Below are 22,116 nucleotides of genomic sequence, written 5' to 3' on the forward strand. Positions count from 1 at the left end.
AGATGTGTATAAGAGACAGCACCTCCCCATGCCCAACCCCGATCTAATCAACCTCCTCCACCTCCCCTTCATGCAACGGGCGATCGTCGGTGGCATCCTGATCGGGTTACTCTGCGGACTGTTAGGCAGTTTCGTCACCCTGCGGCAACTCTCTTTCTTTAGCCATGCCGTCGGTCATGCCGCGTTGGTTGGCATTGCTCTGGGCGTACTACTGAATGTTGAACCAACCTGGATGCTGTTACCCTTTACGTTGATCTTTGGGATGGCAGTGCTGTACCTGATTGACCATACGGATCTCTGGAGCGATAGCATTCTGAATATTGTCCTATCGGGGGCACTCGCGATCGGGGTAATTTTGACCACTTTTATCCAGAGTTACCGGGGCAATCTCATGGGAGTCCTGTTTGGTGACATTTTGGCGGTTAATGGAACCGATCTGGCACTGACAGCCGTCTTATTGATTGTCAGTAGCGTGATGATCCTGACCACTTTACGACAGCAAATTCTTTTAACCCTGAATGTCGCCGTCGCTAAAGTACAGGGAGTAGCCGTACAGTGGCATCGCTACATGTTTGTGGTACTACTCTCGCTCACCGTTGCCGTTTCCATCAAAGCCGTCGGCATTCTACTGGTCAACGCCTTTCTGGTGATTCCGGCAGCCACCGCTAAATTGTTAAATCAACAATTTATGCCTTATCTGGCAATGTCCGTCTGTCTGGGTGCCGTTAGTAGCGTAGCAGGGATGCTGGTATCAGGACTATTTAACTTTCCCTCGGGGCCGAGTATTGTGTTGGTGCAGTTTATCGGGTTTCTGGGCGTAGTGGGGGGGCTCAAGCTAGTTCACTCAAGATTCGTCCTCTAAGAAACGCTGTCTTATTTTCCGTTTGGGCTTATACTGCTGTCTGAGGAGTTGCGATCGAACGTTGGATGGAATTTTAGATGAACGGATTCAGATTAATCATGTCATACCGTCACCCCTTGCCAATTTAACCTGTGCCTTAGTGCATGAATGGCTAACTCCGAAGGCAACCGGTGGTTCGGAGTTGGTGGTGCGCGAAATTTTGAACTGGATTGATGCGGATCTCTACGCCTTAATTGATTTTGAGTCTACCAATCCTGACAGTTACTTATATCAGCGCCGGATTGGCACAACATTTCTGCAACACTTTCCCTGGGCTCGGAATGGTGTGCAAAAATATCTGCCCTTCCTGCCCCTGGCGATCGAGCAGTTAGATCTGCGCCAGTACGATATCATTTTGTCTTCCTCCCATGCCGTGGCGAAGGGAGTGATCACCGCTCCCCACCAGATGCATGTCTGCTACTGCCATGCTCCAATGCGGTATGCCTGGGATATGACCTTTGATTACCTTAACCAGAGTCGTGCCGGTCATGGTCTGGCAGGTATTTTCACGCGTTATCTATTCCATCGCTTACGCCAATGGGATGTGTTAGCCGCTAATCGCGTCGATTACTTTATTGCCAATTCCCACAATACAGCGCGGCGAATCTGGCGATTTTATCGACGGCGATCGCAGGTGATTTACCCTCCAGTCAATACCGATCGCTTTCGCTTCCAGCCACAAAAACAGGATTTTTACCTGACAGTCTCCCGTTTAGTCAGCTACAAACAGATTTCGCTCATCGTCAAAGCCTTTAATCAGTTAGGGCGATCGCTGGTTGTGATCGGCAGTGGCCCTGAGTTAGACGAACTACGGCGGCTTGCCAAACCCAATGTGCAAATCCTCGGTTGGCAACCTGATGCTGTCGTGGCGCAATATATGGCAGATGCAACCGCCTTTGTCTATGCCGCCTATGAAGACTTTGGCATTGCTCCCGTAGAGGCACAGGCATGTGGTACTCCTGTGATTGCCTATGGAGTTGGGGGAACCCTGGAAACAGTCCGGGATGTTCGTCAACACGGTGAAGGGGAAGGTACCGGATTACTGTTCCCGCATCAAACGGTTGCCGATTTGGTGGAGGCAGTCAAAACCTTTGAATCCTATCAAGCTCAGTTCAAGCCGGAGGTGATCAGAACCCATGCATTGTCATTTAAGCCTGAGATTTTTCAGCGGCGCTACCTAGCATTTTTAGACCGCTGTTATCAAGAATTTCGGACAAACAACGGCATTTTAGTTGGAAGCCCTGACCAGCCGAATCTAAATTCTTAACTGAATTGGAACTAAATTCGGCGTAGAAGGGGTCAGTGGCTTTATGATCAGGACTGTGTGTGTGGTGTGGATGTGTAAGGAGTAACATGACTGCTGAAAGTCAACTCGTCTCCCGCAAATCCCTTCGGGCATTAGTGAAGCGGGGCATTTTGCCCTTGGTTCTGGATGCTTTGAACGGGGAGACTGCGAAGCGAATATTTGATGTCATCTTTTCGCTAGCAGTGCTGATTTTGTTTTCTCCGGTTTATCTGCTGATTATGCTGCTGATCGCTCTAAGTTCACCCGGTCCGATCTTTTACGTGCAGGAACGGGTCGGCAAGAACTATAGACGTTTCGGCTGCATTAAGTTCCGCACAATGGTACGCAACGCGGATGAGGTCTTGGTGGAAATCATGGAAACCTCGCCCGGTCTGCGGCAAGAATTTCATGAGAATTTCAAGCTGAGACGTGATCCCCGCATTACCTGGATTGGCAAATTTTTGCGGATCACTAGCCTGGATGAATTTCCCCAATTCTTGAATGTGCTGAAAGGCGATATGAGTGTTGTCGGTCCTCGTCCCCTGGTGGTTGAGGAACTGCCCAAATATGGCAAATATATTGACTGTATTTTGACCATCCGACCCGGCCTTACGGGGCTATGGCAAGTTTCTGGACGTAACAACATCCCCTACCCCAAGCGGATCCAAATTGATGTGTATTATGTGAACTTCCGCAATTTCCTGGCAGATTTGTGGATCATCGTTAAAACGATCGGGGTAGTCATTTTTCCCAAAGATAACGGCGCTTACTAATCCCCACTAAAATTTAGAACGCTTGGTTAACAGGGGATGCCCGATCGCATTAAGGCTGATCTGCGGGAACTTTATCCGGCTGCCAGCGTCTCCCTCCATCATGCCCCCTCTTCTGATCGACAGGAGAGGGGGTTACAGCATAGGGATGTTTCTGGTTTTGCTGGTTTCCAGCATCTAGGGTTGGTGTGTTCTCAGTACGCCTGGATGTTAACGATTCTTTCAACCCACTATATCGAGGAGATCTGAACTCAATGGGGCAACGACACGTAGTGAATCAAGTGGCAGCAGCAGTCACTGTAACTCTGATCACGTTAGGCACGATCGCTAACCTGGCAGCCGCGATCGCGCTCAAAGACGGAGATAAGGTGAATGGATTGATTCGCAGCAACTCTCCCAGTTTCCAGTTCCGCAATTGGTCACGGACTGGTTCCCCAGCTCAAACGGCTAGAGGTGAGGAATATACATTTACCGCCCAACGGGGCGACAATATTGAAATTTCAGTCGATGCGGAAGATGGCAGTAGCCTGAAGCCGATTCTGGTATTGTTATCGCCCACCGGGAAACAGGTTGCCTACGATGAAACCCGGAGTTTGTTGCAATACCGGGTCCCCACTGCCGGACTCTATAAATTATTGGTATTAGGCAATAGTAATACCTTAGGACGGTATAACCTGGCGATCGATGGCTTAAGCAGTGCTACCGCTGCCACTCCGGGCACACCTACTAGCGCCACTTCGGTCGCTCCAGCCGATCAGGTAATGCAGGATGTCCTGAAGTTACGCGTGATTGGTTGTGGTGTGCCTAACGTGGCTCGGATTAAGATTGGCACTGAAGAACGCTGTACTCGGGATATTGAAGCTGGACAATACAGTTATGACGATACCAGCAAGCGGATTACCTTAATTGATACCCGGCGGGAACTACTGGCACAACGTCTACAAATTAACCTGCTCGATCGCTGCCCCAGCAATCCCCTATCGGTGATCCAGGTGACGATGACCGATCCCCAGGACAGCAAAGACTACACCTACTGCGCCAATCCTACCCGCTTCTTGAAGGCAGGCACCTATCGTTACAATGTGACGACCGACGAGTTACAACCTGCCACAACGGCTCAAACCCCCACCCCGACCCCACCCTCTACACCTACAGCAAACTCATCCACCCCCGATGCCCGACGGCAACTCTTGCAAACTGAGTATGGATTAACGGTATTAGACAGTTGTCCTGCCAACCGAGGTAATATCGTGCAGGTTTCCTTCCCTGAAGGCACTCAAACTTATGAGTATTGCGCCAATCCTAATCGGCTCGTGAAAGCTGGTAAATATGTCTACAATACGCAAACTGCCAGCTTAGAACCCGATCGCAAACCGGCTAATTGCACCGTAGCGATCGGTGGACTGTGCATTTTGAAGTAATCCTTGAGGAGTCAAGAGCCAGCTTCAAACCTGACTTTTGACTCCTGCATTTCGCTAAATATTACAATTTTGAGTAAAATTCATCACTAATTTTTGATTTAAATTAGACAGATAAAATCAAATCAGATCAGCTAGTTTTTGATGTGTTTTCTAGTAAAACTAACGCAACTAATACACTTAATTCTTAACTGATAAAGGTGGCAAAAAATCTCAACTTTACCTTGTCCAGGCTCAAAATCGGACGATTTATTGACAAAGTCCCCGGCTTTCCTCAACTCACGGTTTTATTAAAAAAATCCAAACTAATGTTATTAACAGAATTAGCTTGAAGAAATATTTAGAAATATTTTCAAACTCACGATAAAGACTAAGAAAATTGGAAGTAACCGCCACTGATTATTTAGGCTGAAATTTAGATATAGCAGGAGTTACAACGATTTAGCTCCTGCCAAAAACTGTTGAATAGAACCAGTATATTAGCCCTTACAACAAGTGGATTGGTGAGCAGTTTCAATATTCCCTCATGGAATCATCTTTGGGCTACATTTTACTCTTAGCTCAACACCCTCGTCAGGCGAGAGTGCTATTGTCTTTATTAGCATGTTCTAGCTATTCAGTTGCGATCGCGTGTTCCGAAGAGCAAGCCGTTGTCCAAGCCGGTCAGCATCCGCCCTTTTTGATTATTTTGGCGGGAGATCACCATTATTGGTCACAAACTCTGTTGCAAGAATTGCGTCATCGTGCGAATACCTATCGCATTACGTTGGTTGCCCTGACCGATTTTCATGCTCCAAGTTGGATGCATCAGGAAGAGAATCCAGGCTTCGATGGGTTTCTGGTAAATCCACTCAGCCATGAAGTCGTGTCCTCCTTAGTTCAGTCTGCCTATACTCGACAGACCTGCTGTTTCATCAGCTAAGCTGAAGTTAGCGTATTAACTCAGGTCGGTAGAATAACCGTGCTAACCTATGCAGCTTGCCCCCCTTTATCCAGTGCTCTATCGGGTGCTACATCCCCTGTTTCCGACCTGTCTTTGGGCTGGGGATCACACGACACCGATGGTTGCCCTAACATTCGATGATGGGCCCCATCCTGAGTACACTATCCAACTGCTCAAGATTCTCGATCATTACCAGGTTCCTGCCAGTTTCTTTTGGTTAGGAGCCTGTGTCCAGCGATCGCCGACGATCGCCCGCACCATTTATCAACAGGGGCACTGGATTGGCTTACATGGTTATGATCATCGTTCCTTTCCCTTACTATCTCCCCGGGAACTCAAGCAAACGCTGTGGCAGACTCAAATTGCGATCGCCGATGCCTGCAACCTGCCCCCAGAAGCCATTCGGGATGTCCGTCCGCCGAATGGCTTATTTACCCCCCAAACCCTAACTCTCCTGCATCAATGGGACTATCGGCCGGTCATGTGGAGCGTTGTTCCAGAGGACTGGACTAATCCTGGCATTACGACCGTAATTACACGCATCCTTCAACAAGTCACCAATGGTTCTGTGATTGTGCTACACGACGGTCGCTGCGGTGGGACAGATGTTGCCGCTATTACGGCTCAACTTATCCCCAGGCTATTAGACCAAGGATTTCAATTTGTCACGATCGATCAACTCTGGCAACAACGGAGTTTAGACACCTGCTTAAATTTTTCTCAGGGTGATGAAATGCTTCAACCTTTTATAACAGCAACAGGTGATTCCAGTGCGACCCCAGGTGATTGATGAATCCCAAGTTTTTGCATTCAAATTTTGGTTTGAGGGGAATATCTATTGTGGCATGTACTACCACAATGAACTATTTTGCCAGCTAGGGTGCTTTCATAGTCGCGATCGACCCCAGGTTTATCAGGTAGGCTCTAGACTCGCCCAAAAAGGAGCCGTGATCACCATTACCTGTTCACCGACCACCTGCTGTCTATGGGGTAGCTTACGCGCCGATTCAGTCAAGCAGCTTCTCCTCAACCCTACCGCCCTTCAGATTCCGCGAGTCCCCTCATCCTTACTGGTAGACTCCCCATAAATGAGTGCCAGGTTTAAATACCTTAATAAAGAATCAGGGGATTTGTAGTGTAAACGGTTCGATGTCAGCCACGGATTGATAAGGAATCACTATTTTCACCTGACGAAGCAATCAAAACCCCTAATTTCTATAGACAGGCAAGGCTTTCAGTAGAGTAAGGTGGCACCAGAAATCCGCCAAATCACCACAGTCGCATCAGTTCATTAACATGACTTCATTGAAATGGCTGAAATGATTTCAGTGTTTTGTCAGGATCAATCTGCTTATCCCCTTCACTATCTTGGAAATGCGATTGAAACTTAACACCGAACCCCATCCAAATTTCTGGGATCTGAGTTAACGTAGCAACGGGAGGTTCTGATGCCACGCCCCAATCTTCAGGGTAATTCAGTCTTCCTGACTCTTGTCTCGCTGACACTATCGCCCTGTTTAAGCCATAAGTCTGTATGAGGCATCGTTTGAATTTTACCTATTTCAAGATTGGTTCGCGGTGTAGCATTTACCAGCGCTACACAAGTGCGTTCTTGCCACCCATTCTGATGGCTAATTCTGTGACAAAGGTGAACGAAAGACATCCATCTTTTGTGAGAAAAGCTACAATCGGAAAGACCTTAACAAACATAGCCCCCATAGTTTGTCATTCCACCCTTTGGCTGAGTACGCGAGTACAACCTGAAGGAAGCAACTTTTTGACGGCTAACTGAGAGCGTAGCTACTGGCTTGGGGCTATTTTTAGTCCCTGGTTTGAGTAGTGCTTGTCCGTTACAACTCTGTCATTTGATATTCACTTTTCTTAGTTAAGGAGCATGAGGATCGCGGCATGACCCAGGCCAACAACGTACTCGATCTCGAGTTGTTAAGCGACGCTTCCGAAGATTTGCCTGAAGGCGAGCTGGATTTCTTCGTTGAAGATGATGACCAGGAAGATTCGCTGGACGGAGCTGATGAGGATGCTAAATCCGGTAAGGTGCGGGCTGGTCGCCGCCGCACCCAGGCAAAGAAAAAGCACTATACCGAAGACTCCATTCGCCTGTATTTGCAAGAGATTGGTCGAATTCGGCTCTTGCGGGCAGATGAAGAGATTGAGTTGGCACGTAAGATTGCTGACCTGCTAGAGCTAGAGCGGATTCGGGAAAGCTTACAACAGCAACTCGATCGCGAACCTCAGGATAAAGAGTGGGCAGAGAAGGTCAATATGACACTGCCAGCCTTTCGCCATCGCTTGCACCTGGGTCGGCGGGCAAAGGACAAGATGGTGCAGTCGAACCTGCGATTAGTGGTTTCGATCGCCAAGAAATACATGAACCGGGGCCTGTCCTTCCAGGATTTAATTCAGGAAGGCAGCTTAGGTCTGATTCGGGCAGCGGAAAAGTTTGACCACGAAAAAGGGTATAAGTTCTCGACCTACGCCACCTGGTGGATTCGTCAGGCAATTACCCGGGCGATCGCGGATCAATCCCGCACCATTCGCCTCCCGGTTCACCTGTACGAAACCATCTCTCGGATTAAGAAGACCACCAAGCTGTTGTCGCAGGAGATGGGACGCAAGCCAACGGAAGAAGAGATCGCCACTCGCATGGAGATGACGATCGAGAAGTTGCGCTTTATCGCCAAGTCCGCCCAACTGCCGATTTCTCTGGAAACCCCGATCGGGAAAGAAGAAGATTCTCGGCTAGGTGATTTTATTGAATCCGATGGCGAAACCCCAGAAGATCAGGTGGCAAAGAGCCTGCTGCGGGAAGACTTGGAAAGTGTGCTGGATACCCTTAGCCCTCGGGAACGGGATGTTCTGCGCCTACGCTACGGTCTAGATGACGGTCGGATGAAGACCCTGGAAGAAATTGGTCAGATCTTCAACGTCACCCGCGAACGGATTCGCCAAATTGAAGCCAAGGCACTCCGCAAGTTGCGCCATCCTAACCGTAATAGCGTCCTCAAAGAGTACATTCGCTAATCGTTAGTTCACTTTGAACTAAACCACTTTAATCTCGCCCAGTCCGTTCAATGGCTGGGCTTTTTGCTATCTGAAACTTCAGCACATCCCTGGATAAAATCCCAATAAATTACCCCCGCTGATCAAGCCGTTTCCAGAAGAGAAACTATTGATCAACGAGGGTCAATGAGTTAGATCTGATTCAACTAGTTATTGACTATGCCCCGGAAGATCGAGTCCACAACAACGAAGTTTTGCAGCAAGAAGAAGGCTACAAACGCACCACCCATACCACCGATGAAGAAGCCACCAGCAAACTGGCTCCAGCCTTCAGAGGTTTGCAATGAGTCAGAGGCGCTATCGTTATCTCCCTGGAAGGTTACTAGTCCGTAAACCGACATGCAGGCAGTAGCGATCAGAATGACGGCTAGCCCAGAGATGAGTCCACCCAGAGCAGCAGCATCCGAGTCACGCAGGGGCCCGAATTTGACCCAAGGGCCAATCAGGAAGTAGCCGTGTGCTAAACCAACCTCTAACCCACGCAATAGGGGAGACAACCCTCTGCGGTAGGCGGGCAAGTTACCAATAAATGCTCTGGTAAAGGCAGAGTCGCTGATCGGTGTGGATAGGTGTCCTGTGAAGGGGTCACCGTTATATGGTTTCACAAGATCTTCGGCCATGTTTAATAATTCCTGAGTATTTGAAACGCTACAGAAGAATTGAAACTAATTCTAAACAGGTCAGGGGCGCTAAATCTCAGAATTGGCAAACTCCTTCAGAAAAGTTAATAGGAACTATTGCTGATCGACAGACTTGAAGATTAGGGTATTGATCGGTTGTTGTTTCCGGTGCTGTGCTGATGTCCGCTCAACCCAGGCTTTTGACCGATCCCTTTCTCCAGTTGCCGACTGAAACGGCGGTACGGGTAGTCTGGTTTACGGAATTTGCTGGAGTCGAGCATCGGGTGGTTTATGGCGCAGAATTGCAACAAAATGTTACGGCAACAACTCAACGGCTCACCCGCACCTGTGAGGATCAGGATTCCCAACTGAAGAAGTCGATTCACCAGCCCACCCTACGATCGATCTGGCGGCATGAGGCAGAAGTCAGTGGCTTAGTAGCCAATATTCGGACTCCCTATCAGGTGATCAGTATCCGGGAGGACGGCGCGGTCGCCACCAGCGATGTGTTTACCCTGTCTCCGCAACCATCACCCGGTCAAGCAATAAAAATCCTGCTGACCTCCGACCACCAACTGAAGCCAATGGTCGCCGCCAACCTGCAAAAAGTCGTGGAGACCGTCGGGCAAGTAGATGCGGTGTTCTTTGCGGGGGATTTAGTCAACATCCCCGATCGCGCCTCAGAGTGGTTCGACGATCGGCGCGGCAATGCATTTTTTCCCGTGTTACAGGGTCGCGCCAACTATGAGATCACGACCCCAGAGACAACTACCTCCTACCAAGGAGGTGCGATCATCCAATTTGCGCCCCTCTATGCCGCGATCGGCAACCATGAAGTGATGGGGCGGTTTCGGATGGACACCAGCCTGCGGGAGCAATTTGCTGACTCCGTTCCGCGATCGGTCGCCGAGGCGGCTTATCTGCATCAGGTAGACACGATTAATCCCCAGCATGATCCGGTTCTGCGCGATGCCTGGATCAAACAACACTCCTTTAATACGGATACCTACGAGGAACTTTTTACCCTGCCAGAACGTCCCTCGGTCGGGAAACACTATTATGCCGTTACAGTTGGTGATCTGCGATTAGTTGTGTTGTACGCTACCACAATTTGGCGCTCTCCCAGCCTGGCGGAGAATGTCAGAGGACGCTACCGAGAACGATCGCAGGACTTCGATGCCCCCGAGCATTGGGGCTATGGTCAACATCTGTTTGAAGCGATCGCACCCGGTAGTCCCCAATATCAATGGTTAGAGCGGGAATTGCAGTCTGCCGCCTTTCAGCAGGCAACATACAAAGTCGTGATGCTACATCATCCCCCCCATTCCCTCGGCACCAATAGCGTTCCTGCCTACACCGATCCAGTGCCGGTGATTGAACGGGATGCCAGTGGAGCGATCGTCCTGATCCGCTACGAGTATCCTCAGCAGAATGACTACCTGATTCGAGATGTCATGCCATTATTAGAAGCGGCTGGAACTCAACTGGTATTCTATGGGCATTCCCATTTGTGGAACCGCTTTGTCAGTCCGGGGGGTATGCATTTTCTGGAGTCTTCCAATGTGGGCAATTCCTACGGTGCCCATGTCGGTGAAAATCCCCGTCCAGTCCCACTGGGATATACCGAAAACTATGTGCCGTTAGGCGATCCCAATGGCTTAGAACCGATCGTCCCGACGATCGCCCCCCTCATAGACGATAATGGTCAGCCTATACCTTATATTGCCAGCAATGAGATTACCGCATTTAGTATTTTAGACACGGGAACCGGGACAGTCAGCAGTTACCGATTCGATACGCGCACCCCCAATGCCGATGCCGTGAAATTTGATCAATTTGCCCTCAAGGAGTAGTTTTGCGTCTCTATGGTGTTACATAGCGGCAGTAAGTATCAGCCTTTATTAGAGTATTTGCGGCACAACGATCGTTCGCAGATCACCCTTACCTTTGCCGAAATCGAAACCGTGATTGGCATCGCGTTACCTGAGTCTGCCCGCAAACAACGGGGCTGGTGGAGTAACCGTAGTAAAGGGGCATTGCAAGCGAGTGCCTGGATGTCGGCAGGCTACCTCGTAGCACAATTAGATTTAGCCAACGAGCAAGTCACCTTTCGTAAACCTCCACAGATTTATAAAGTCCAGCGCATCGACGGGACTGTGCAGTGGAATGGTGAACTCATTCGAGCCCTGCGATCGCACATGGGCTTTACCCAAACCCAATTAGCCGAAGAATTAGGCGTGCGGCAGCAAACAGTGAGTGAGTGGGAGCAAGAAGTGTATGCCCCCACCCGAGCTTCGGCAAAATATCTAACGTTAGTTGCTGAAAAAGCCCAGTTTCACTATGAAGAAGCCTAAGGAGCGGGGATTTATTAAAGTGTAATTCTTGGCGTAGGGGCGTGGCATTTGGTAAAAAGTCTTTGCGATCGACCTAGAAGCCCTTGCCATAGCTTGCTTCCCGGAGGGTATGCCGCGCCCGTACAGGTAAAAGGTTAAAGTTGTTCAAGTTATTTCATTCTCATTCCTAAGGTTACAGCGATAGCAAGGTCTGATACGTTGCTTCTAGATCCTGGCATTCCGTCCCGACCGTGGTCTCCACCGTCCGCAAGCGCGTTAATTCAGCCTGCCGGTTAATTTCGTGGGATTCCTTTTGCTTCACCAGGTTATCGAGCTCCGCCCGTCGGGATTGAATGTCATCGTTGACCCGCTTGATCACTTCCCGTTCGTACACATCGAAACACTCCTGTACCGCGCTATAAATCGGTTGCCATTGTTCCTGTGCCATTTGCGGCAAATATTTGACTAACTCCTTCTTCAGGGCTTTCGTGAACTCTTGCCGAGCATGATCCGCTTGTAACGCCCCTACCCCCAAACTGATCAGAATGAACCATAAGCCTCCGGTTGCCAACCCAAAAAAGGTGGAAGCCACGATCGCAATCCCCGCCGAGGTAAAGAAGTTGAGCAAGATACTCTTAAAGTCAAATCCCGCTACTGCCATTGCCGCGCCAGCAAAGTTCCCTGTTGCCAGCGAGAATAAGCCCATTGCCCATTTTGCCCAACCGGGAGAACCATCGTCATCGATCGAGGCGTTAGGTCGCGCCTGAATTTTTTGCCCGGTCAGCTTCTCAGTAATCTGATTTGTGACTTCGGCGTAGGAAGCACCATACTTAGCCGCACTACGGGATAAGTGACCAAAGGCATCATTCAAATCCCGTTCTGCGGTCAGCGTCCAGGCAAAAAACTTGTCATTGACATACTGCTGAAACGCTTGTTGCGCCGCCGCACTAAATTCCTCCCGTTTGTTCTGGCTGAGGTAATCCAAAAACTTCAGTTGGGCGGGTTGGTAACGCAAAAAGTCCTGCTCAAAGGTCGATTCCATCCCCAACACATAGGTCTTAAAGGAATCAGCAATTTGGCGAGACTTGCGATCGCGGACGTTACGGATCTCATCTCGAAACTCATTACAGATCGACGCTAATTGAGTGAACTGCGGTTCAACCGAAATAATCCGTTGTTTCAGTTCTTGAATGTCTTGGTCTAACAAGGGAATACGGCGTTCGATCGCGTCGCGAATCCGCGTATAGGTCTGACGTGCCAGGGTGCGAGCTTGGCGCAATTCAGCGATCGCTCGTTCCTGAGTCAGGAAGGTATTTAAAGCGCCCATAAACTCCGAAAAACCAGTATTTTCTAAAGAGGCATTCGGGTCTTTTAAGCGTCGCCGCAGGGCTTTGATTGCCGAAATTTCAAACACTCGCTCATCATATAAATCCAAGCCATCCACCTGACAATATTCTGCCAGGTTGGCATGAAATACTTTACGCAGCTTGGTTTCGGCTTCCTTTAAGTCCTCTAAATCATCAGGATCAATTAAACTTTCCCGCACCTGATCCCAGGCATTAATTAGGAAGAAGATGGATAAACCCCGCCCCTTAATATAGTTTTCCAGATAGCGGCGTTCTGCCAGGGTGCAGGGTTGGGAAGCCCGCAGAACAAACAAAATTGCATGACAATTATTGATATAGCCCAAAGATAATTCATTTCGAGCTTCAGTATCATTCAGCCCCGGACTGTCCACAATCTCCACCCCTTTCGACAGCAGTTCTAGCGGGTATTCCACCACCGCATGACTAACATCCGGAAACGCCTGTTGTTTCTTTTGTTCTAATTCTTTGGCTTCCTCAGGGTCGATCGTATAACGCTGTTTAAACGTATGGAAATCAACTTGTTGGGGCGATTTACCATCATTAAAGTGAATGGTTACTTTTTTATCAGGTCCATACTTTAGAACAGTGAGTAAAGCCGTACAGGGATTAACATCACTGGGTAGCAAATTCTCACCGAGTAGGGCATTGAGCAACGTACTTTTGCCCCGTTTCATATCCCCTAACACTAGCAACCGAAACACACCTTGCCGCAAGTTTTTGCTAGCCGTCACCATATCCTCGATCTCCCGCTCTAGCCCCAGTTTGCCCGACGCTTTCTCACCATCATATTCAGCCTGAGTCAGTGTTTCGGCAATTTTGCTCATGTGGTTGGCAACCTGTTGGCGCACCCTGGCTACCCGTTCCAAATCACTCAGAAAGCCAGTTGTTTCAAGTTTCATGGTCATAGTGGATGGTTAGTTAGAAGAACAGCATCAGTTAACGGTGATTACTTGCCCCGATCGCCATGAAATGACGTTGGATCACATATTCAAACTGATAGAAATAGGCGGCAATGATCACTCGCACCACTAAGGGCAGGATTTGCCAAACGACGATCGGCAATGGCTGCGCCTGAAGCATGACCGCAAAATTCAGGTCAACCAGGTTCGGTAAGGGTGAAACCAGACTGAGCAACGCCGTCGCCATCAACAACGACAGATAATTACTCACCCAGCCATATAACCCTTCCCACCAACTAATCAAACCAGGGAACAGACCAGGCGTAGACTCGGTTTCCGGCAGACGACTATCCGGAAAAAACTGATCCAACGTGCGATGTAACCAGTGATGCAACACCGCGATCGCCGGGATGGGTAGCAGAAATATCAGAATGACCAGCAGATTACCAATCCGAGGAAACCACTGAATTAAAAACGCGATCAGCCACCAAACCGCCGGAATTGCCGCTTGTAACCCAGTCATGAACAAAATTAGCAATAGCCCATTGAACCAGGAACGGGGCATGGGCAACCAGGCAGGCCAGTTTTGCATAGGATATCCTTGCTACCTTCTATTAGGTATCACTGCGATCGACGAGAATTCCGGTTAACGTTTAGCACGATTGCCTTTAAAGAACAGCATGTAGGCAACCCAGGCAATCACACCTACCATCAGGAACATGGCAATTTGGCTGGCCATCTTCACCGCCACCGCTACCACAATCACCAATCCGACAAAGGTCGCGACATTTTGAATTTGCCGAAATCGCTGCCGCACCCCCCGTTCGGACGGCTCATGTTTGACAGTGGGTGAAATCGGAGGTTGGATAATTTCAGCTTCTAGCTCTCGTAAGCGCAATGCTCGTTCACGTTCCTGAAGCTCCTGCTCTCTGCGTCGAAGCTCGTCATCATTTAGATTTTGGGGATTCATGAGACACCGTTAGAAGCAAAAGAGAAAAAAGCAAAAACGATACCCAGCGAAGCCTGTCGAGCGATCGCTATGCTGCTCTACCTTAACTTTCCCAATTCCAGAACGCCAATATCAAATCAGTTGAATTTGCCCCTACCGCCATTTATTTAAGGTTTGGGCTATCAAAGCCATTGTTATTTTCAGTTCGGAATAACACCTGCCCATTCTGCTCAGCCAGCAATTCCACCTTTAATGGGCCTGCCGTATAAATATCATTCGCTGCGATCGCTTTTAGCCCTACCGATTGCCGATACTGCTTGAGTTTATCGATAAATACAATCAAATTTTGCACTCGCCCAATTTGGACGGTATCCGTTAAGATGCCCAGACGACGAGCCCGGAATCCCGCCGCCGCCAATAATAAATTAATCCGCTGTTGCATCTGATCGTCAGATAACGTGGACGGGTCAAATGAGGTCGCGGCGACCAGATCATCCTGCTGAAAGACAAGGCGATTGGGGACAGCTTCAGCAAACACCTGGATAGAACGCTCCCCCACCAGATAGTTAGCGGCGGAAGAAATTCGCACTACGTAATCCTGACCATCGTTAATTTGTTGATTTAATTGCTCGACCTCTAGCTTTGTGATCTGAATAATCTGCTCCTGCTCTTTTGTGCCCGGTTGGACTAATTGCAACGCCGATCGATTCGCCTCTCGCAACAGTTGATCCACAGCTTGCTGTGCCAGTTCCGGGTCAACCACCCGCACCACTGCCGTCGCTAACACCTGCCCTCGCTGCACCGCTAAGTTGCCCTGGCGTAAACCCTGAGCTTCCCGTTCCAGACGACCCACTTCCCGCGCCAGATAGTCCTGCTGAACTTCCAGTTGCTTCAGTTGCCCTTCCCGCTCCTGGATCACCCGCTCTCGATCTGCGATTTGGGCATCCCGTTCAGCAATCACCTGGTTGCGTTCCTGTTGCAATTGGCTGATCTCTGACCGTAATCGACCCCCTTGTTCTGAGACGACCGCCAGTTGCCTGCGAGTTTGACCCAGTTCAGCTTCAATCCGCGATCGCTCTGCCTGGGCACGGGAACGTTCCGCGATCGCCGTTTGCAAGGACTGATTCGTTTCCGTTAATTGTTGTCGAGTTTGGGTAAGTTGCTTCTTTGCCGTAGCGCGATCAGAGCGAACCTGATCCAGTTCGTCTTCAATCTGCTCTTTTTCATCTCTCGCCTCGCGCAGGTCAGAGCGGGTTTTCCGCAGTCGCCGTTGAATCGAATTGAGTTCAAACACCCCTGTACGCAATTGTTCACTGGCCGCAAACAGGACACCTAAGGTGGAAGCCGCAATAATCCCCCCCGTCAGAATGGTAATTAACGTCGCCGTCCGCCGAGGTCGCAGGTTAAACAGGCTCAGTCGAGCTTTGCCCACCTTGGTTCCCAGCCGATCGCCAACCGTAGCAATCACCCCACCCAACACCAACACCGCCAAAATTAAGATGTACCCAATGGACATCGACACTCCCAAACGCCCTATCTGCCTCGATCGCTCAAGTGCATCGTTTTAATAGATTAATAGACTGCTTTACCCCGGAAACCGTGTCCCCAGACATTGCACCAGACTTTCACCCATCAAATCTGCATGGCAGAGTCCTAAAAACCTGGCAGACGAAATCCTCAGGGCGAAAGTTCATCTACAGCCTACCGTATGTCTATTCAGTTATTGCGATTAGGAGGAGCGAATGGGGTCAGAAGGTTAGTTAAACTGCTGACTTAAGGTAACTGGATTGTGAACCGTGATTTTCTTCTTATGGATTGAGATCATTTTGTCCTGGCGTAGATCACCCAATAAGCGGGTTACGGTCACTCGGGTAGACCCGATCGCTTCTGCAATTGCCTGGTGCGACAGTTTCAAGTCGATCGTAATTCCATCTTTAGTCGGTAGCCCAAAATCACGACACAAAATCAACAAAAAGCTAACCAGCCGTGATCCCATATCCCGGTGTGCCAGGGTTTCAATCATCATTTCGGTTTGTAAGATCCGCGAGGATAATCCCTGAAGCAAGACCAATGATAACTCAGGATTTTCCTTTAGGGCTTTCTCCATTTGCTCGATCGGCACTGACAGTAACTCTACAGGTGTAAAGGCAACCGCATGATAAAAGCGGTCAGACCGATGCCCAGTAATCAGGGACAGCACCCCAAACACACTGTTTTCTCGTAATAAGGCGACGGTAATCTCTTCTCCAGCCTCATAGACCCGTGAAAGCTTCACGGCCCCCTTGAGCAAAAAATACACCCGCTCGGCTGGATCACCCGGGAAAAAGATCGTCTTGCCTCGTTCAAAGGTTTCAACAACGGGCGGAAATGCTCCCCCACTCATTTGGCGGAATACTGATGCCAGCGGCTGATCTTGCGTCACTACCATATCCCCTGACTGGTGCGATGAACGTTGCCCAGATAACAACGGTGAGGTTTACTAAACAGATCTGTAACTTAGAACACTTAAACTTACTTCACAGTGGTTTTTTGTGCCATTTGCTACAAAATTACTTCCGGTCAGAAGTATTTCGTTCGTTCGCTAACTAAATTGAGTCAATCGCCCTCCGATGCAACCAGCTTAGAAGGAATTATCCCAATTTTATTGAGGATTTTAGCCTGTGTCAGAAAAATTCCGCGATCGCTTGAGGGCAACTGGATTGCGTCGCTACCTGAGATCAGCAACCAACGGCAGAATGGTGGCATTCAGAACATCTGAATGATCAGATCTGCTACCGTTGTACCCCATCTTTGAGTATTCTCATAGGTGCGCTTAATCATTGCATAAAGTACCGATCGCCATGCTGGATTTGACAGGAAAAAACGCCCTGGTTACAGGGATTGCGAATAACCGCTCGATCGCCTGGGGCATTGCCCAGCAACTTCACCAGGCCGGAGCCAACATCGGGGTGACTTACCTCCCGGATGAGAAGGGCAAGATGGAAAAGAAAGTTGCCGATCTGGTGGAACCATTACAGCCCAGCCTCTTTGTCCCCTGCAACGTTCAGGATGATGCTCAAATTCAGGCTACCTTCGATACGGTGCGGGAAAAGTGGAGCAAGGTAGACATTCTGATTCACTGCCTCGCCTTTGCCAATAAAGATGACTTGTCCGGTGGCTTCGTCGAAACCTCCCGCGATGGTTTTGCGCTGGCAATGGACATCAGCACTTACTCCTTGGTGAAACTCTGTGCTGCCGCCAAGCCTTTAATGACCGAAGGGGGCAGTGTCGTAACCCTGACTTATCTGGGTGGAGTGCGGGTGATCCCCAACTACAACGTGATGGGGATCGCTAAAGCCGGATTAGAAATGAGTGTGCGGTATCTCGCGGCTGATCTGGGTCCCCAAAATATCCGGGTGAATGGCATCTCGGCAGGACCGATTCGGACGTTAGCTTCTTCAGCCGTCGGCGGCATTCTGGATATGATCCACCACGTTGAGGAAGTGGCACCCCTCCGCCGAACCGTGACGCAGACAGAAGTGGGCAACACGGCTGCCTTCCTGTGTAGCGATCTGGCAAGCGGCATTACCGGGCAGATCCTTTATGTCGATGCGGGCTACGAAATCTTAGGCATGGCATAGGTCATCGGCTAAATATGAGTAAACTCGCTGGGGTGTTTAAGATTTATGCATCCCAGCGATCGCATGTAAATATTCAGAAATCTTCTGACCACAAAAAACCCCGGCAGAACCGGGGCAAGTTAAATAAACAGTGCTTCAGTTGTGAACTAAATCGGTTTAGCCACCAATGCTGCGCCAATCAACACTAAAGTCGTTGAGCAGCAGAGAGGAGTTATAGATTTGCAGAATAATCAGCAAAAAGACAAAAAATAGCGCCATGAACGTTGCCATCACGGGAGTGGTTCCCCAACCAGGAGCAACTTTACCGTATTCAGAATTCAGGGGACGCAGAATGTCTCCCAACCGAGTCCGCTGTGCCATGAGTCACCTATGATTAAGCTCGACAGAATTTGTTATTCTTCGTAACATTATAGGGGTAAGGTACTCATAATTTTTCTCACGCATGGAACCTGCAATAGCTCTTAATATTTCGATCTGTGCCGTCCTGGTGGGTCTAACGGGATATGCCATCTATACCGCGTTTGGGCCTCCTGCCAAAAATTTAGATGATCCCTTTGAAGATCATGAAGACTAAGCAGGTTCAGCGTTAGGGGAAACCACGGCTATCCGGCTCACGGGGATAAACCCGGCCCTTCATGCCCCTGCCTCCCCCAACGCTCCCAGATTATGCCTGAATCACCTTAAAACTGACAATTTTCCAGGGGGGAACCACAGTGGTTTGCCCCTGACTTGTTTGAGGAGCGATCGCCCGTTCCAGCAGATCCACAGGCTGCCCTAACTGCAATTTAAGATCACTATGAACCTGCAACTCGACCTCCTGACCATGCGCCTCATAACAGCGTAAGACCCATTCATCGGGAACGGCTTCCGCTTGTTTGAATGCCATCAGGATGAGCGAGTCGCCTGCCAAATCGAGGAATGAACTTACAGGAGATAAGGATGGAGCGATCGCGGACTTCTGATCCTTCACAGCGATCGCTTGTAAGGGTAGATTCAATTCATAACCCTGCCGAACGGTATGTGCGGCTTGCCAACTTCCCGCATGGGGATAGAGGGCATAGGTAAAGCTGTGATGTCCCTGATCGGCTTCCGGATCCGGCCACTCCGAACCCCGTAACAACGTCAGGCGAAGTTGATGCGGTTGAGCATCATAGCCATATTTACAGTCGTTTAACAGGCTGACTCCATAATCACCATCACTTAAATCGACCCAGCGCAATGCCGGAGCCTCCCACTGAGCCGCTTCTCGATCGGTTTGGGGATTGGTCGATCGCTGAATTGCCGCACAGGGAATTTCGTAGGTTGCCATCTCGGCCGTTACTGTCAGGGGAAATGCCGCTTTCACCAACACATGCCGTTCCTGCCAATCGACCTGCGTCGCAATTTTCAGACAGGGTGAGCCAGCGTCCAGCACATAGTCTTGCTCAAAGATCGAGTTGCCTAATTGCCGGACTACACGCAAGCGCGATCGCAGCGTTCCCCGTTCCAGCCATTGCATACTCTGTAATTTAGTGGGTGGTAGGGGATGCTGGGCATAGTTAGGGTCAATATTCCAGGCATCCCAATACTGACCGTAATCCTCAAAGGCTTGGAGCTGGTTGCCTGCCCCACTTAACACGTCTCGTTGAGCCAGTTTGTCCCAGACGCTGGCTAAATCACCCGTTTCAGAATTCACCTCTACTCGGAGCGCTTCATTCTCTAAAACAAATGTTTCTGGAACAGTCAGGGTGGGTAAATTGACTGATGGTTGGGATGACGATCGCCACCAAAATAGCCGATAGCCGATCGCGGGAATCTGATCCGCCCAGAATAGCCACTCACCCGTTGCCGTCTGCTCACAGACAACGGGTTGACCTTCCGAATCGTAAACACCCAATACCTGAGTCTTTAAAGCGACGGGCAGTTCAATCACATGCGATCGTGTCCAGTTCAGCGAATTAAACACCACGATCGGTCGGGCTTCGGGATGGGGTGGCTCAGGTAAAGTGATTCGTTGCGCGATCGCGGTTAACCCACTGTAGAGAATTTCTGATCCTAGCCGTTCCGCCGCCAACCAATCTTGCTCTGCATCCACAAACACCTGAGTCATCGAGGAACCGGGCAGAATGTCATGGAACTGATTCAGTAACACCAGTTTCCAAGCTTGTTCTAATTCAGCTTTGGGATAGGGAGTGGCGATCGCGAAGGTCGCTAAGGCTGCCCAGAGTTCGGCGGAGTACAGCAAGGTTTCGGCATGACGATTCCATTGCTTTTGATCGGCATGGGTGGTGTAGCAGCCGCGATGGTATTCCAGGTAGAGTTCGGAGTTCCAGAGGGGGAGGGAAGATGGGGGAGATGGGGAGGATAGGGAGGTAGGAGAAGATACGGGGAGAGATTGTAGGTAGTTGAGGGCAGTAGTGAATTCAATGTCGGGGAAGAAGGGGGAGTGTTGCCAACGACGGGCGACTTCTAGCATGTCGCGGGTTGGCCCACCACCATGATCACCCACTCCGGGTAGCCAGAGGGAATCGGGAATTCCGGTTTTGGTTTCCCAATTCCAGGCAAAGTCGGTCATTTTAATCGGATCAATGCCGTCACCGATCGGGGCTGACATCAAACTCAAGATGCGGCTACCATCGGGAGCTTGCCACCAAAACCAGTCATAGGGAAATTTAGTAGTATCGTTCCAGCGCAGTTTTTGGGTGACAAAGTATTCCACCCCCGCTTGAGTCAAAAGTTGGGGCAATTGCCAGGAGAATCCGAAGGTATCCGGCACCCAGGCGATCGGGCATACCGCACCAAACTTGGCTTCGATATAACGCTGTCCATAGAGCAACTGCCGCACCATCGACTCGCCGCTAATCAGGTTCAACTCTGGCTCAATCCAGAATCCGGCGACAATTTCCCAAGTTCCCGCTTTCACCTGGGCTTGAATTTGGGCAAATAGCTCGGGGCGATTTAGTTCGATCCACTCATACAACGCTGGAGTGGAGTGACAGAAAATCAGTTCTGGAAAGTTGGGTTGCAGGGAAAGCACCGATCGAAAGGTTTGTTCCGCCACATGCCAGGTTTCCTGCAAAGGCCACAGCCATGCCATATCCAGATGAGCATGTCCTAAAAGTTTGATCTGTCGTTGTTTGAGCGGAGCCGCCAGGGGTTGAAGCGATCGGCGTAACTCCGCTAACCCTTGATCAAAGGCTTGCCGAGAACTGGAAGCAGAATTGAGTGTAGACCAGGGAATTTGCTCCAGGACTGTAGCGAATTCAGGTAATTGTTCCGGCACAAACTGGTCTAGAAACCGATGGAGTACGGCAAATTCATTGGCAACAAAACTCGGTTCCAGAGGCTGCTCTGCATCCGGAGCCTCATAATGGCAGACCGATTTCATTAATGCCCCATCATCATGATTGGGACTGACTAACCGCAGCGCGATCGCGATCGTCTCTCCGGGCTTGACCTGAGGACTCAGCAATAAGCGAGGCGCACAATCAAATAAGTCTCCCTCCTGTACTAGCTCACCATTGACATACACCTGAGCGACTTCTGCCCACCACAAGAGCGCCAACCGCAGGCATAGCCCCTCCAGGGGATACCCTTGTAACGCCGCCGGAACGGTAATGACTTGAGTAAACCAGCGCACCTGTCGTCCTTTGTCCCAGGGCAGATGATCTCTCGCGTTGAGAGTCGCGGTTGTCCAGGTTGACCAATGCTCAGAGCAGGTTGCCTCTGCCACTGGCAAATCACCCTGCCAATAGCGCCAGCCCGTTTGGACGCTGGTTTGGGTTAGCTGCCGCAGTTGCTCCAGCGTTGTCGTAATTTGGGTTGTCAGCGAGGAATCCGAATCGTTCAACTTACACACAGGAAAGAATGCCTTGGTTGCCACCCAAAGGATAACAGCCACAAGGCATTCCACTCATCTAGTCCTTCGATCGAGGCGCAATCTCATCATGC

The 22,116-nt window shown here is 49.9% G+C and carries 20 protein-coding genes; 12 read left to right on the forward strand and 8 right to left on the reverse strand.

Annotated elements, in window-relative coordinates; translation table 11 throughout:
- The 8 genes from ACN4EK_RS26395 to rpoD form a co-directional block, all read left to right on the forward strand.
- Positions 1–862: metal ABC transporter permease (locus ACN4EK_RS26395; protein WP_431661279.1), on the forward strand; the 862-nt coding region annotated here is incomplete at its 5' end.
- A gap of 61 nt (positions 863–923) precedes the next feature.
- Positions 924–2,168, forward strand: a complete 1,245-nt coding sequence (locus tag ACN4EK_RS26400; RefSeq protein ID WP_431661280.1) for a glycosyltransferase — start codon at positions 924–926, stop codon at positions 2,166–2,168.
- Between the two features lie 86 nt (positions 2,169–2,254).
- Positions 2,255–2,959 (forward strand): undecaprenyl-phosphate galactose phosphotransferase family protein, encoded by a 705-nt coding sequence (locus ACN4EK_RS26405; RefSeq protein WP_431661281.1) that lies wholly within the window; start codon positions 2,255–2,257, stop codon positions 2,957–2,959.
- A 251-nt stretch (positions 2,960–3,210) separates the two neighbouring features.
- Positions 3,211–4,377: a hypothetical protein gene (locus ACN4EK_RS26410; RefSeq protein ID WP_431661282.1), complete on the forward strand. Its 1,167-nt coding sequence runs from the start codon at positions 3,211–3,213 to the stop codon at positions 4,375–4,377.
- 523 nt (positions 4,378–4,900) lie between these two features.
- Positions 4,901–5,296 (forward strand): hypothetical protein, encoded by a 396-nt coding sequence (locus ACN4EK_RS26415; protein ID WP_431661283.1) that lies wholly within the window; start codon positions 4,901–4,903, stop codon positions 5,294–5,296.
- 49 nt (positions 5,297–5,345) lie between these two features.
- Positions 5,346–6,107: a polysaccharide deacetylase family protein gene (locus tag ACN4EK_RS26420; RefSeq protein ID WP_431661284.1), complete on the forward strand. Its 762-nt coding sequence runs from the start codon at positions 5,346–5,348 to the stop codon at positions 6,105–6,107.
- A 55-nt stretch (positions 6,108–6,162) separates the two neighbouring features.
- Positions 6,163–6,405, forward strand: coding sequence for a hypothetical protein (locus ACN4EK_RS26425; RefSeq protein WP_431661285.1), 243 nt, complete (start codon positions 6,163–6,165; stop codon positions 6,403–6,405).
- Between the two features lie 820 nt (positions 6,406–7,225).
- Positions 7,226–8,359 (forward strand): RNA polymerase sigma factor RpoD, encoded by a 1,134-nt coding sequence (gene rpoD / locus ACN4EK_RS26430; RefSeq protein ID WP_431661286.1) that lies wholly within the window; start codon positions 7,226–7,228, stop codon positions 8,357–8,359.
- A gap of 185 nt (positions 8,360–8,544) precedes the next feature.
- Here rpoD and ACN4EK_RS26435 read toward each other — a convergent pair whose 3' ends face one another.
- Positions 8,545–9,018 (reverse strand): photosystem I reaction center protein subunit XI, encoded by a 474-nt coding sequence (locus tag ACN4EK_RS26435; protein WP_431661287.1) that lies wholly within the window; start codon positions 9,016–9,018, stop codon positions 8,545–8,547.
- 179 nt (positions 9,019–9,197) lie between these two features.
- On the opposite strand from ACN4EK_RS26435, the gene ACN4EK_RS26440 reads away from it, so the two are divergent.
- Positions 9,198–10,871, forward strand: a complete 1,674-nt coding sequence (locus tag ACN4EK_RS26440; RefSeq protein WP_431661288.1) for a metallophosphoesterase family protein — start codon at positions 9,198–9,200, stop codon at positions 10,869–10,871.
- 12 nt (positions 10,872–10,883) lie between these two features.
- Positions 10,884–11,372: a helix-turn-helix domain-containing protein gene (locus ACN4EK_RS26445; protein ID WP_431661289.1), complete on the forward strand. Its 489-nt coding sequence runs from the start codon at positions 10,884–10,886 to the stop codon at positions 11,370–11,372.
- Between the two features lie 172 nt (positions 11,373–11,544).
- On the opposite strand, the gene ACN4EK_RS26450 is transcribed toward ACN4EK_RS26445, so the two are convergent.
- From ACN4EK_RS26450 to ntcA, 5 genes are all read right to left on the reverse strand, one after another.
- Positions 11,545–13,623: a dynamin family protein gene (locus tag ACN4EK_RS26450; RefSeq protein WP_431661290.1), complete on the reverse strand. Its 2,079-nt coding sequence runs from the start codon at positions 13,621–13,623 to the stop codon at positions 11,545–11,547.
- Between the two features lie 31 nt (positions 13,624–13,654).
- Positions 13,655–14,209 (reverse strand): hypothetical protein, encoded by a 555-nt coding sequence (locus ACN4EK_RS26455; protein ID WP_431661291.1) that lies wholly within the window; start codon positions 14,207–14,209, stop codon positions 13,655–13,657.
- 54 nt (positions 14,210–14,263) lie between these two features.
- Complete coding sequence (locus tag ACN4EK_RS26460) at positions 14,264–14,587, reverse strand: hypothetical protein (RefSeq protein WP_431661292.1); 324 nt, start codon at positions 14,585–14,587, stop codon at positions 14,264–14,266.
- A 142-nt stretch (positions 14,588–14,729) separates the two neighbouring features.
- On the reverse strand, positions 14,730–16,082 hold the full coding sequence (locus ACN4EK_RS26465) for a DUF3084 domain-containing protein (protein WP_431661293.1): 1,353 nt from the start codon (positions 16,080–16,082) through the stop codon (positions 14,730–14,732).
- Between the two features lie 240 nt (positions 16,083–16,322).
- Positions 16,323–16,994 carry a global nitrogen regulator NtcA gene (ntcA, locus tag ACN4EK_RS26470; RefSeq protein WP_431661295.1) on the reverse strand — a complete coding sequence of 224 codons (672 nt, stop codon included), beginning with the start codon at positions 16,992–16,994 and terminating at the stop codon, positions 16,323–16,325.
- 391 nt (positions 16,995–17,385) lie between these two features.
- Here ntcA and fabI point away from each other — a divergent pair, with 391 nt between their 5' ends.
- Positions 17,386–18,186 carry an enoyl-ACP reductase FabI gene (fabI, locus tag ACN4EK_RS26475; protein WP_431661296.1) on the forward strand — a complete coding sequence of 267 codons (801 nt, stop codon included), beginning with the start codon at positions 17,386–17,388 and terminating at the stop codon, positions 18,184–18,186.
- Between the two features lie 156 nt (positions 18,187–18,342).
- On the opposite strand, the gene psbH is transcribed toward fabI, so the two are convergent.
- Positions 18,343–18,546 carry a photosystem II reaction center phosphoprotein PsbH gene (gene psbH / locus ACN4EK_RS26480; protein ID WP_431661297.1) on the reverse strand — a complete coding sequence of 68 codons (204 nt, stop codon included), beginning with the start codon at positions 18,544–18,546 and terminating at the stop codon, positions 18,343–18,345.
- Between the two features lie 82 nt (positions 18,547–18,628).
- On the opposite strand from psbH, the gene psbN reads away from it, so the two are divergent.
- On the forward strand, positions 18,629–18,760 hold the full coding sequence (gene psbN / locus ACN4EK_RS26485) for a photosystem II reaction center protein PsbN (RefSeq protein WP_431661298.1): 132 nt from the start codon (positions 18,629–18,631) through the stop codon (positions 18,758–18,760).
- Positions 18,761–18,850: 90 nt separating this feature from the next.
- Here the strand turns inward: psbN and ACN4EK_RS26490 are convergent, their stop codons facing one another.
- Positions 18,851–22,066 (reverse strand): alpha-mannosidase, encoded by a 3,216-nt coding sequence (locus tag ACN4EK_RS26490; RefSeq protein ID WP_431661299.1) that lies wholly within the window; start codon positions 22,064–22,066, stop codon positions 18,851–18,853.
- Positions 22,067–22,116: the final 50 nt, after the last annotated feature.

The organism is Pantanalinema rosaneae CENA516 (assembly GCF_050753385.1).
Classification (GTDB): Bacteria; Cyanobacteriota; Cyanobacteriia; order Leptolyngbyales; family Leptolyngbyaceae; genus Pantanalinema; species Pantanalinema rosaneae.

Bases quoted from the DNA above. Each gene is read 5' to 3' on its own strand.
- ACN4EK_RS26460 (WP_431661292.1), bottom strand. From the start codon at position 14,587: ATGAATCCCCAAAATCTAAATGATGACGAGCTTCGACGCAGAGAGCAG.
- ACN4EK_RS26450 (WP_431661290.1), bottom strand. From the start codon at position 13,623: ATGACCATGAAACTTGAAACAACTGGCTTTCTGAGTGATTTGGAACGG.
- ACN4EK_RS26405 (WP_431661281.1), top strand. From the start codon at position 2,255: ATGACTGCTGAAAGTCAACTCGTCTCCCGCAAATCCCTTCGGGCATTA.
- ACN4EK_RS26425 (WP_431661285.1), top strand. From the start codon at position 6,163: ATGTACTACCACAATGAACTATTTTGCCAGCTAGGGTGCTTTCATAGT.
- psbH (WP_431661297.1), bottom strand. From the start codon at position 18,546: ATGGCACAGCGGACTCGGTTGGGAGACATTCTGCGTCCCCTGAATTCT.
- ACN4EK_RS26435 (WP_431661287.1), bottom strand. From the start codon at position 9,018: ATGGCCGAAGATCTTGTGAAACCATATAACGGTGACCCCTTCACAGGA.
- ACN4EK_RS26455 (WP_431661291.1), bottom strand. From the start codon at position 14,209: ATGCAAAACTGGCCTGCCTGGTTGCCCATGCCCCGTTCCTGGTTCAAT.
- ACN4EK_RS26440 (WP_431661288.1), top strand. From the start codon at position 9,198: ATGTCCGCTCAACCCAGGCTTTTGACCGATCCCTTTCTCCAGTTGCCG.
- ACN4EK_RS26410 (WP_431661282.1), top strand. From the start codon at position 3,211: ATGGGGCAACGACACGTAGTGAATCAAGTGGCAGCAGCAGTCACTGTA.
- psbN (WP_431661298.1), top strand. From the start codon at position 18,629: ATGGAACCTGCAATAGCTCTTAATATTTCGATCTGTGCCGTCCTGGTG.
- ACN4EK_RS26420 (WP_431661284.1), top strand. From the start codon at position 5,346: ATGCAGCTTGCCCCCCTTTATCCAGTGCTCTATCGGGTGCTACATCCC.
- rpoD (WP_431661286.1), top strand. From the start codon at position 7,226: ATGACCCAGGCCAACAACGTACTCGATCTCGAGTTGTTAAGCGACGCT.
- ACN4EK_RS26465 (WP_431661293.1), bottom strand. From the start codon at position 16,082: ATGTCCATTGGGTACATCTTAATTTTGGCGGTGTTGGTGTTGGGTGGG.
- ntcA (WP_431661295.1), bottom strand. From the start codon at position 16,994: ATGGTAGTGACGCAAGATCAGCCGCTGGCATCAGTATTCCGCCAAATG.
- ACN4EK_RS26415 (WP_431661283.1), top strand. From the start codon at position 4,901: ATGGAATCATCTTTGGGCTACATTTTACTCTTAGCTCAACACCCTCGT.
- ACN4EK_RS26445 (WP_431661289.1), top strand. From the start codon at position 10,884: ATGGTGTTACATAGCGGCAGTAAGTATCAGCCTTTATTAGAGTATTTG.